The sequence below is a fragment of the Salinispora goodfellowii genome (assembly GCF_059570675.1).
Genome location: NZ_JCANTD010000003.1, coordinates 86,268 through 96,114, shown reverse-complemented (window position 1 = coordinate 96,114; position 9,847 = coordinate 86,268). Strand labels below are relative to the sequence as shown.

Genomic DNA, 9,847 nt, shown 5'->3' with positions numbered 1-9,847 from the left:
CCGAGGGGGATGACACCGCAGTCCGTTCAGGGTGGAAGGGGTATGCATGACGGGGCAAAGCGGCCTGGACGCGGTACGGGAACTGCTGTTGGTGGCGGCGGTCGCCGGGGTCGGGGTACTGCTCGCACTGATCGTCGTCTTCAGCCCGTGGCACGCCGTGCCGGACAAGGCCGCGCCCGCGGCCCCGGTTGAGCTGCGCAGCCCGGAATCGACAGCGACCGTGGGCTGAGTCCGGCGGGAGGCTGTCGGTGCGTCCGCGCGGACGGGTTAGGGTCGACGCGTGTCGACCACCCGCAGAGCGACGATTCCAGCAACGAGGTACCCCGTCGAGCGATTCACGCTCGACAATGGTCTGCGGGTGGTGCTCACCCCGGACCGCAGCGCCCCGGTGATCGGGGTGGCAGTCGTCTACGACGTCGGTATTCGCTCCGAGCCGGAGGGGCGCACCGGCTTCGCGCACCTCTTCGAACACCTGATGTTCCAGGGTTCGGAGAATCTGGAGAAGCTGGCCCACTTCCGGCACATACAGGGGGCGGGCGGCACCTTCAACGGCTCCACCCACCTGGACTACACCGACTACTACGAGACGTTGCCCGGCAACGCCCTCGAACGGGCTCTCTTCCTTGAGGCGGACCGGATGCGCGGCCCCCGGTTGACCGAGGAGAATCTGCGCAACCAGGTCGACGTGGTCAAGGAGGAGATTCGGGTCAACGTGCTCAACCGGCCGTACGGCGGGTTTCCCTGGCTCACCCTGCCACCGGTGCTCTTCGACACCTTCCCCAACGCGCACGATGGCTACGGGTCCTTCACCGACCTTGAGTCGGCCACCGTGGCCGACGCCGCCGACTTCTTCCAGCACTACTACGCCAGCGGCAACGCGGTACTGGCGGTCAGCGGCGACATCGACGTAGCCGAGGCGGTCGAGCTGGTCGAGCGGCACTTCGGCGATGTGCCGGCCCGTCCGGCCCCGGTCCGGCCAAGCTTCGCCGAGCCGGACCTGACCGCCGAGCGGCGGGTGTCGTACACCGATCGACTGGCCCCACTGCCGGCGGTCGCCTCGGCCTGGCGGGTGCCGGACCCGATCGGCGACTTCGCCGGCTACCTCCCGTACGCGGTGCTCGCCGAGGTGCTCACCGACGGGGACGCCGCCCGGTTGGTCGAACGGCTGGTCCAGCGGGACCGGTCGGTCACCAGTGTCGGCGGCTACCTGGGCTTCATGGGGGACCCGTTCGACGTCCGCGACCCGACGGCCCTCCTGCTCCAGGCGCACCTGCCACCCGACGGTGACGTGGACAAGGTGCTGCAGACGGTGGATGAGGAGCTGGACCGGCTGGCCACCGACGGGCTGGCCGACGGTGAGCTGGCCCGTACCCAGGCGCGGATGGCCACGCACCTGTTGCGCGACACGGACGCGGTGCTGGGGCGGGCCCTACGGATGGCCGTTCTGGAGCAGCAACGCGGTGAGCCCGGTCTGCTCAACGAGTTGCCCCGCCTGGTCGGCGAGGTCACCGAGGAGTCGGTCCGTACCGCCGCCGCCACCCTGCGCCCCCAGCGTCGGGCCACCGTCGAGGTGCTCGCGGGGGCGGAGCAGTGAGCGCCGCGATGACGACCGCGTCGCGCGTCCTGCCGCCGCTCGGGCCGACCCGGAAACTGAAGCTGCCGAAGCAGGCCGAGCGTAGGCTCGGCAACGGCCTCACCGTGATCGCGGTCCGCCGGCCGGCGGTGCCCCTGGTCGAGGTGCGGCTCGGGATCCCGTTCGGGCAGGTGCATCCAGCCCGGGCCGCGATGCTCGCAGAGACCCTGCTCTCCGGTACGACGACGCTGACCGGGGTGCAGATCGCCGCGGAGTTACAGAAGGTCGGTGGCGGGCTCTCCGCCGGGGTTGACCCAGACCGGTTGATGCTCTCCGGCGCGGGCTTGGCGACTGGCCTGGACCGGATGTTGGAGCTGCTGGCCGGGGTGCTGACCGCGGCGGCCTACCCGGCCGACGAGGTCGCCACCGAACGGGACCGGCTGGTCGACCGGATCCAGCTGGCCCAGTGCCAGCCGGGGCACCTGGCCCGTACCGCCCTGCTCAGGCGGATCTACGGCCGGCACCCGTACGCGGTGCAGACACCGACCCCGGATCAGGTCCGCGCGGTGCGTCCGAGCGTGCTGCGGAAGTTGCATGACCAGCGGGTGCATCCGACCGGTGCGGTCCTGGTGCTGGTCGGGGATGTCCAGCCGGAACGGGCGTTGGACGCGGCCGAGCAGGCGCTCGGCGGGTGGAATGGCGCCGGTCAGGTTGTCGGGCTACCGGCCACGCCGCCGTTGGAACCGGGGCCGCTGCTCCTCGTTGACCGCCCCGAATCGGTCCAGTCGTCGCTGCGGATCGCGCTGCCGGCGGTGCCGCGCACCGACCCCGACCACGCCGCCCTACAGCTCGCGAACCTGATCTTCGGAGGTTACTTCTCGTCCCGATGGGTGGAGAACATTCGCGAGGAGAAGGGCTACACGTACGGACCGTACTCGTTGGTCGAGCACTCGGTCGCCGGGTCGGTCCTGCTCGCCGCCGCCGAGGTGGCCACCGACGTGACCGGGGCGGCGTTGCTGGAGACCCAGTACGAGTTGGGTCGGCTGGCCTGCGTCGCACCGGGCGCGGAGGAGCTGGAGCAGGCCCGTCAGTACGCTCTCGGCACGCTCCAGCTCGGCATCTCCACCCAGGCTGGGCTGGCGGCGCTGACCAGCGCGTACGCCAGTAGTGGCCTGCGTCTGGACTTCTTGGCCGAACACGCGGCTCGGCTGGCGAAGGCGACGGTGGCTGAGGTCGCCGACGCGGCGGCCCGATACCTCGCCCCGGCCCGGGCGGTCACCGTCGTGCTGGGGGATGCGCAGCGGGTCGCCGGGCAGTTGGGGACGCTCGCCGAGGTTGTGACCGAACCGGCGGTTCCGTGACAGATGATGGCCCGGCCCCGGCGCTGGCCCGCTCCACCCTGGACCGGGCCGCGCACCGGCGTACCGATCCCGACTGGTTGGGTCAGGCCTGGGGGCGGTGCCGGGTGCTCGTGTTGGACAGCGGCCACGGGGGGCGGGCGTTGGTGTCCGTCGGTCCGGAGCCGCCGGTGTTGGTGCTGGTTGACCCGGAGGAGGTGCCGGCGGAGGCGGCTGTCCGGGCGATCTTCCTCGGCGTTGAGCCTGATGGCGTACCGGTGTTTACGGTGGACGCGCCCCTGCCGGCGCTCCCCGGCTCCCGCGCGGCACACCTGTTGGAGGTCGGCCACCTGCTCACCGAGCGGGACGCGGGCCTGCTCACCACCGGTCTGGCCCTGCTCAACTGGCACCGTGGGCACCGGTACTCCCCGCGGACCGGGCAGGCCACCACGATGGATGAGGCCGGTTGGTCCCGGGTTGCCCCGGCGGGGGAGCGGATGTGGCCGCGGACCGATCCGGCGATGATCGTCCTGGTGCACGACGGGCGGTCCGGTCGGGGTGGGCGCTGCCTGTTGGGTAACAATGCCGGCTGGCCGCGGGTGCCGGGTGAGCTGCGTTTCTCCTGCCTCGCGGGCTACGTGGAACCCGGGGAGTCGGCCGAGGCGGCGGTGCTGCGTGAGGTACGCGAGGAGGTGGACCTCCCGGTCACGGACATCACGTACGTGGGTAGCCAGGCCTGGCCGTTCCCCGGTTCGTTGATGCTGGGTTTTCAGGCGGTGGCCGACCCGCGGCATCCGGTGCGGGTCGACCCGGCGGAGATCACGGCGGCCCGCTGGTTCACCCGGTCCGAGGTCAGCGCGGCGCTGGGCGGGCAGAGCGTTGCCGTCCAGGAGGCTCGGCTGGTCCTGCCGCCGTCGTCTTCGATCGCGTCCTTCCTGCTGCGCTACTGGCTCGACGGCCACTGTTGACGGTGGGCGTCGCTGGCGGTTGCGGGTGGGCGTCGCCGGGCGGTGGTGGTTGGTTCCGAACGTGGTCCCGGCCCGTGACCGCCGTTGCCGCGACGGTCACGGGCCGGGGACCGTGCCGTCGAGACCGGCTGGGGTGAGGAGCAGGGCGGGGGAGCCGGGCCGGTTCCGACGGACGGGTAACCGCTCAGCCGCCGCGGTCGTCCGGCCAGCTCGGCCAGGCGGACGGGGGTTCGTCGAGCGGGAGTACCTTGACCCGTTGCCGGCCGGCACGGACCGCGCCGACCGCGGCGAGGGCCCGGGCGAGCAGGAGTGCGGCTTCGCGGTCGTCGGCGTGGACGACCTGCCGGCGTGGCTCGGGCGCGACGGTCTCGTCGCGCAGCCGGCCGCCGTCGGCCCAGACGGTGGTGAGGTCCACGTCAGCCGCCGCGCGGACGTCGGTGCGAACGATCAGGAACCGCATGTCGGTCTCCGGATGGGTGCCGCGACGATCGGGAACGGAGTGGAAGTTCCACGTCACTGCGGGTCATGCTACGCCGCGTAGCGGTCCTGGCAACCGAAATGCCGCGATGGGCCGGCAGACTGGCCGATCGGGTGAGGGCTCCGGGGCCGGGTTGCCGGAGCTGACCGTCGCCCGGCGTCCGAAGACGGCGCGGGGCCGCCGGTGTACCTGCGCACCGGCGGCCCCGACGGAGGCGGGTCAGATCCGGTCGAGCTGGCCTTCCTTGGCCGCGGACAGGAAGCTCTGCCACTCGCCTCGGTCGAACAGCAGCACCGGACCGCCCCGATCCTTGCTGTCCCGCAGCGCCACCGTGGCTGGCATCGGCGCTACCTCGACGCAGTTTGAGGTCTGGCTGCGGGTGCTCTTTCGCCACGCTGCCCGCGTCAGGTCGGAGCAGGCAGTCGGCGTGTCGTGGATTTCGTTCATGGTTGCACTCCTGTGTGAACCGGCCGATGGACGAGTAGTGCCCGCACGGACCGACGCTGGGTGCCGGTGGGTCAGCGTTCCGTCAATCGCCCGGGGCGCCGGCGACGCTGGGCCGGCGGTGTTGCCGCCCCGAACGCCGATGCCGACGAGGGTGCTGCCTCGAATGGCTGTCTCCTGGCCTGATTCAGCCAGGAGAGAGTCTCCGATGCGGGGAGTGCTGCCGTGCATAACCACTCAAAGACCACTTTATAGCGATTTAGGATTTTTGCCTCGGTTGACATGGTGTTCAAGAACCCGCTTTCGATCGCCAGGGTCTCGGGATCCTGCGGGTCGGTGAACCGGTAGAGGGAGAACGCGGTCGGCGGCAGGTACCAACCGCTCGCCTGGGTGTCCCGAGGCAGCACATGCAGCGTGACGTTGGGCAGCTTGGCCAACTCGTAGAGCTGCCCGAGCTGCTCCCGGAGCACGTCGGCCGGCCCGGCGCGACCCCCGAGTGCCGTCTCCTCGAGTACGGCCGTGTAGCGGGGTGCGTCCGGTCCCCGGGTAAGCAGCGACTGACGGGCCAGCCGGGCGCCCACCTCGGTCTCGATGTCCTCGGTGCCATCCGGCTCGCCAGCCGCTTCGTCGACATCTCGGGCGGAGGCGATTCGAATGCGGGCGTAACCGGGCGTCTGGAGTAGCCCCGGTATGAGCAGCGGGTGATACTCCGAGATCTCCACACAGCCCGCCTCCAACTCGGCGAAGCCGCGCTGCTGTGGGGTCATGACCGGGTAGTTCCGAAGCCAGCCACGGATGTCGCCGGCCTCACCGGTGATGGTCAGCAGCTCGTCCCGCAGTGTTACGTCCACCCGATAGAGATCGAGCAGTGCGCGGACATCCTGCGGGTCTGGCCGGCTACGGCCATTCTCCAGGCGAGACAGTTTGGAAGCGGAGGCCCAACCGACCCGCTCGACCACCTGGTCCCCGGTGAGACCGGTGGTCTCGCGCAGCCGACGCAGTTCGGAGCCCAACCTGCGGCGCCGCAGGATAGGGCTGGGTGCGACTGGAGGCACGTGTCCTCTTTTCCGTAGACCGTCGTAGATGCGACGGTAACCCTCTGAATTCGCCCCTAACCCTCAGTATGAAACGACGCGGCCGGCGCCGGAGGTTCTGGCGGGGGCGTGTCTCGACCAAAGGCGGCACACCGTGTACCACTTCCGACGGAGGGCAGATGCGTACCGTCCTGCGCCGCCCCGACTTCCGGCTGCTCTTCGGTGGCCTGGTGGCCAGCATGACCGCCGAGTCGATCTTGTTGCTCGCGCTCGCCATCTGGGTCAAGGAACTGACCGGGTCGAGTGGACTGGCCGGGGCCACCATCTTCGCGATCATCGCCCCGATGACGCTGGCACCCCTGGTCGGCTGGGTCGTCGACCGGTATCCGCGCAAGTCCCTGTTCGTGGCCGCCAACCTGGTCACGGCCGCCCTACTCACCCCGTTGTTCGCCGTCGGAGACCGTACCGACCTCTGGCTCATCTACCTGGTCGCCATCCTCTACGGCCTGTCGTACATCACCCTCAGCGCGGCGCTCAGCGGCCTCCTGCGGCACCTGGTGCCGGCAGAGTTGCTGGCCGACGCGAACGGCGTGCTCCAGACGGTGCGGCAGGGACTGCGGTTGCTCGGCCCGCTGGCGGGGGCCGCCCTCTACACCGCCGTCGGCGGCGGACTGCTGGCCGGCGTGGCGATAGCCGGCTTCGTGGCCGCGGCGGTGCTGGTGGGCCTGCTCCGAGTCACCGAGTCGCCCCGGTCGCGACCGGGGCGTAGCCGTCCCGACCGACCGGCCGGAGCGGCTCGATGCGGCTGCCGCCCCCGGGACTGCACCCAGCCGTCCAGCCCGGCCCGGCGACCGCGCCGCCCGTCCCGCTGGTCGGCCGAGCTCGGCGCGGGCCTGCGGTACCTGGCCGACGAGCCGGCGCTGCGCCGGGCACTGCTCGGCTACGGTCTCGGTTCGCTGGTGATGGGCTTCAGCGAGTCGCTGATCTTTGCCTACGTTGACCACGGCCTTCGCCGCGACGCGGCGTTCGTGGGAGTGCTCGTGACCGTGCAGGGAGTCGGTGGCCTCGCTGGTGGGCTGGTCTCCTCCGGCGTGATCCGGCGGGTGGGCGAGGTCGGCGCGCTCGCCGTGGGGGTCGCGCTGTTCGGGTCGGCCGCGCTGACGCTCGCCCACCCCAACCTCTGGCTGGGCTGCGCCGCCCTCCTGCTGGCCGGGGTGTCGCTGCCGCTCACCATGGTCGGCCTGCACACGCTGATCCAGCGGCGTACGCCGGCACCGCTGATCGGTCGGGTCGCCGCCGGCGCCGACGCGGTGATCAGCGGCCCGCGGGCCATCTCAATCGGGGGTGGCGCGCTGCTCGTCGGCGTTGTCGACTACCGGCTGCTCTTCGTGGCGGTGGGCCTGGTCACCCTACTGGCCAGCAGCTACCTCTGGGGCGGGCGCCGGTTGAGCCCGTCGGCCCAGCCGGCGCCCGAAGGGCCCGCATCGGTCAGGCGGAGATCTCCGACAGGTGCTCCTTGACCTGACGAATAGTGGGGTTGGTCAGCGCGCTGCCGTCCGCGAAGCGCAGCGTCGGCACGGTCTGGTTGCCGCCGTTGACGCTCATCACGAACTCGGCGGCCGCCGGCTCCTGCTCGATGTCGACCACCTCGTACCCGATGCCCTCCCGGTCCAGCTGTGACTTCAGTCGGTGGCAGTAGCCGCACCAAGGCGTGGAGTACATCGTCAACATCGGCAGACCTCCAAGGGGTTGGTCGTGATTCAAGCCAGGCTAACCGCACCAACGTTGGCAGCGGCTGGAACAATTCCTCGCTGTGGTGTCCCACTCAGCGTCCGACCGGGTGCTCGCCGGCCTCGACCCGGAGCAGCAGGCGGCGGTGACCGCCCCGGCCGGCCCGGTCTGCGTCCTAGCCGGCGCCGGCACCGGGAAGACCCGGGCGGTCACCTCCCGGATCGCCCACCGGACGTTGACCGGGGAGATCCTGCCCCGGCACCTGCTTGCGGTCACCTTCACCGCGCGGGCCGCCGCCGAGCTGCGCAGCCGACTCACCACGCTCGGGGTACCGGGGGTGCAGGCGCGCACCTTCCACGCCGCGGCGCTGCGTCAGGTGCGCTACTTTGCGCCCCGGCTGCTCGCCGGTCGGGCGATGCCCGAGTTGCTGGACAGTAAGGTCCGGCTGGTCACCCTCGCTGCGGCGAAGGTGGGGATCCGCTCCGACCGGACCGGGGTGCGGGACCTCGCGGGCGAGATCGAGTGGGCGAAGTCGTCCCTGGTCGAGCCCGGGGAGTACGTGGTCGCGGCCGCCCGGGCGGTGCGGGACACCCCGTACGAGCCGGCGAAGGTGGCCGATGCCTTCGCCGCGTACGAGAAGGTCAAACGCGCCGGCGGAATGATCGATTTCGAGGACATGCTGCGCGCCGCGATCTGGGGAATCGAAGAGCACCCGGACGTGGCCGACCAGGTACGCGCCCAGTACCGGCACTTCGTCGTCGACGAGTACCAGGACGTCAACCCGCTGCAACAGCGGCTGCTGGAGGCGTGGCTCGGCGGTGGAGACGACCTGACGGTGGTGGGTGACGCGAGCCAGACGATCTACTCGTTCACCGGTGCGACCTCGTCCTACCTGGTCGACTTCCCCCGTCGGCACCGGGGGGCGACGGTGGTCCGCCTGGTGCGCGACTACCGCTCCACCCCCCAGGTGGTCGGGCTGGCCAATTCGGTCATCGCGCCGGCTCGGGGCGCGGAGGCGCGACTCCGGCTGGAGTTGGTCGGCCAGCGCCCGCCGGGCCCCGAGCCCGAGTTGAGGATCTTTACCGACGAGCCGGCCGAGGCCGCCGCCGTCGCCGCCCGCTGCCGTGCCCTGGTGGACGCCGGTACTCCGGCCCGGGAGATCGCCGTGCTGTTCCGGACCAACGCGCAGTCCGAGGCGTACGAGGAGGCGCTGACCGAGGCCGAGGTGCCGTACCAGGTGCAGGGCGCGGAGCGGTTCTTCGAGCGCGTCGAGGTGCGGCAGGCGATGGTCGCGCTGCGCGCCGCCACCCGTTCCCTGCCCGGTGCCACCCCGTTGCCGGCGGCCGTGGTCGAGGCCCTGGCCGCGGTCGGGTGGGCACCGGATGCGCCGCCGGCTGGTGGCGCCGCCCGGGAACGGTGGGCGGCCCTCGCCGCCCTGGTCCAACTCGCCGAGGAGTACGCGGCCAGCGCCCCGGTGCTGCCGATCGGGCCGGCTGCCGCGGTCGAGCGGCCGGCCACGTTGGCCGACTTCACCGACGAGCTGGCCCGGCGGGCCGCCGTTCAGCACGTGCCGACGGTCGAGGGCGTCACCCTCGCCTCCCTGCACTCGGCGAAGGGTCTGGAGTGGGACGCCGTCTTCCTGGTCGGCCTCGCCGAGGGCACCCTGCCCACCACCTACGCGAAGACACCGGAGCAGGTGGAGGAGGAGCGCCGGCTGCTCTACGTGGGCATCACCCGGGCTCGGGAGTGGCTCTGGCTGTCGTACGCCTCAGCCCGCTCACCGGGTGGGCGCCCCCGGCGGCCCTGCCGCTTCCTGCCCCGGCTGGACTCCTCCGGCACCAGTGGGCGGGCCGGTGCGAGCGGGGTACGGCGAACCGAACGTCGGCGTACCCAGATCGTCTCCTGTCGGGTCTGCGGTACGACGCTGCTTGCTGGCGCGGAGCGCAAGCTGGGCCGGTGCACCGCCTGTCCGTCTGACCTGGACAAGGAGCTGCACGGGCGGCTGGGTGAGTGGCGGCGTCGGGTGGCCGGCGGCCAGCGGGTACCGGACTATGTGGTGTTCACCGACGCGACCTTGGTGGCGTTGGCGGAGCGGCGCCCGCAGCAGCCCCGTGACCTCACCGCGATCGCGGGGATCGGGGCCCGCAAGCTGGGGCTCTACGGGGAGGCGGTGCTGGCCTTGGTAGCCGGCGCGACGGTGGACGAGGTCTGCCCGGAGAAAACTTCAGAAATCTTGCCGTAAATTCGTTTGCCCTCGCCCCCGGGCGCGGCATAGCCTCGGG

10 protein-coding genes are annotated in these 9,847 nt (G+C 71.5%); 6 read left to right on the top strand and 4 right to left on the bottom strand.

Translation table 11 applies throughout. The features are described from left to right. The first annotated feature begins 46 nt into the window (after positions 1 to 46). Genes T398_RS05230 through nudC form a run of 4 tightly spaced genes read left to right on the top strand, consistent with a single transcriptional unit; the run spans position 47 to position 3,878 of the window. Positions 47 to 229 (top strand): hypothetical protein, encoded by a 183-nt coding sequence (locus tag T398_RS05230; RefSeq protein ID WP_496445121.1) that lies wholly within the window; start codon positions 47 to 49, stop codon positions 227 to 229. A gap of 51 nt (positions 230 to 280) precedes the next feature. Beyond that, positions 281 to 1,594, top strand: coding sequence for a M16 family metallopeptidase (locus T398_RS05225; RefSeq protein WP_496445119.1), 1,314 nt, complete (start codon positions 281 to 283; stop codon positions 1,592 to 1,594). After that, complete coding sequence (locus T398_RS05220) at positions 1,591 to 2,934, top strand: M16 family metallopeptidase (protein ID WP_496445117.1); 1,344 nt, start codon at positions 1,591 to 1,593, stop codon at positions 2,932 to 2,934. The genes T398_RS05225 and T398_RS05220 overlap by 4 nt, the downstream gene beginning before the upstream one ends. Continuing rightward, positions 2,931 to 3,878 (top strand): NAD(+) diphosphatase, encoded by a 948-nt coding sequence (nudC, locus tag T398_RS05215; RefSeq protein ID WP_496445115.1) that lies wholly within the window; start codon positions 2,931 to 2,933, stop codon positions 3,876 to 3,878. The genes T398_RS05220 and nudC overlap by 4 nt, the downstream gene beginning before the upstream one ends. Before the next feature lie 184 nt (positions 3,879 to 4,062). Here the strand turns inward: nudC and T398_RS05210 are convergent, their stop codons facing one another. The 3 genes from T398_RS05210 to T398_RS05200 form a co-directional block, all read right to left on the bottom strand. After that, the gene (locus T398_RS05210) at positions 4,063 to 4,338 is read right to left on the bottom strand and encodes a hypothetical protein (protein ID WP_496445447.1); all 276 of its coding nucleotides are present in this window, start codon (positions 4,336 to 4,338) and stop codon (positions 4,063 to 4,065) included. A 237-nt stretch (positions 4,339 to 4,575) separates the two neighbouring features. Beyond that, positions 4,576 to 4,803, bottom strand: a complete 228-nt coding sequence (locus tag T398_RS05205) for a DUF397 domain-containing protein (RefSeq protein WP_496445113.1) — start codon at positions 4,801 to 4,803, stop codon at positions 4,576 to 4,578. A 71-nt stretch (positions 4,804 to 4,874) separates the two neighbouring features. Next, positions 4,875 to 5,855 (bottom strand): helix-turn-helix domain-containing protein, encoded by a 981-nt coding sequence (locus T398_RS05200; protein ID WP_496445111.1) that lies wholly within the window; start codon positions 5,853 to 5,855, stop codon positions 4,875 to 4,877. Positions 5,856 to 6,013: 158 nt separating this feature from the next. Between T398_RS05200 and T398_RS05195 the strand changes: the two genes are divergently transcribed. Next, positions 6,014 to 7,354, top strand: coding sequence for an MFS transporter (locus T398_RS05195; protein WP_496445109.1), 1,341 nt, complete (start codon positions 6,014 to 6,016; stop codon positions 7,352 to 7,354). On the opposite strand, the gene T398_RS05190 is transcribed toward T398_RS05195, so the two are convergent. Continuing rightward, entirely contained in the window at positions 7,323 to 7,565 is a 243-nt protein-coding gene (locus T398_RS05190; protein ID WP_018222747.1) for a mycoredoxin, read from the bottom strand. The two genes, T398_RS05195 and T398_RS05190, sit on opposite strands and share 32 nt — an antisense overlap. An 82-nt stretch (positions 7,566 to 7,647) precedes the next feature. On the opposite strand from T398_RS05190, the gene T398_RS05185 reads away from it, so the two are divergent. Continuing rightward, the gene (locus tag T398_RS05185) at positions 7,648 to 9,807 is read left to right on the top strand and encodes an ATP-dependent DNA helicase UvrD2 (RefSeq protein ID WP_496445107.1); all 2,160 of its coding nucleotides are present in this window, start codon (positions 7,648 to 7,650) and stop codon (positions 9,805 to 9,807) included. Positions 9,808 to 9,847: the final 40 nt, after the last annotated feature.

What these genes read in the sequence shown, in the direction of transcription:
- T398_RS05230 (WP_496445121.1), top strand. Translation starts at nt 47, where the DNA reads ATGACGGGGCAAAGCGGCCTGGACGCGGTACGGGAACTGCTGTTGGTG.
- T398_RS05210 (WP_496445447.1), bottom strand. Translation starts at nt 4,338, where the DNA reads ATGCGGTTCCTGATCGTTCGCACCGACGTCCGCGCGGCGGCTGACGTG.
- T398_RS05205 (WP_496445113.1), bottom strand. Translation starts at nt 4,803, where the DNA reads ATGAACGAAATCCACGACACGCCGACTGCCTGCTCCGACCTGACGCGG.
- T398_RS05195 (WP_496445109.1), top strand. Translation starts at nt 6,014, where the DNA reads ATGCGTACCGTCCTGCGCCGCCCCGACTTCCGGCTGCTCTTCGGTGGC.
- T398_RS05190 (WP_018222747.1), bottom strand. Translation starts at nt 7,565, where the DNA reads ATGTTGACGATGTACTCCACGCCTTGGTGCGGCTACTGCCACCGACTG.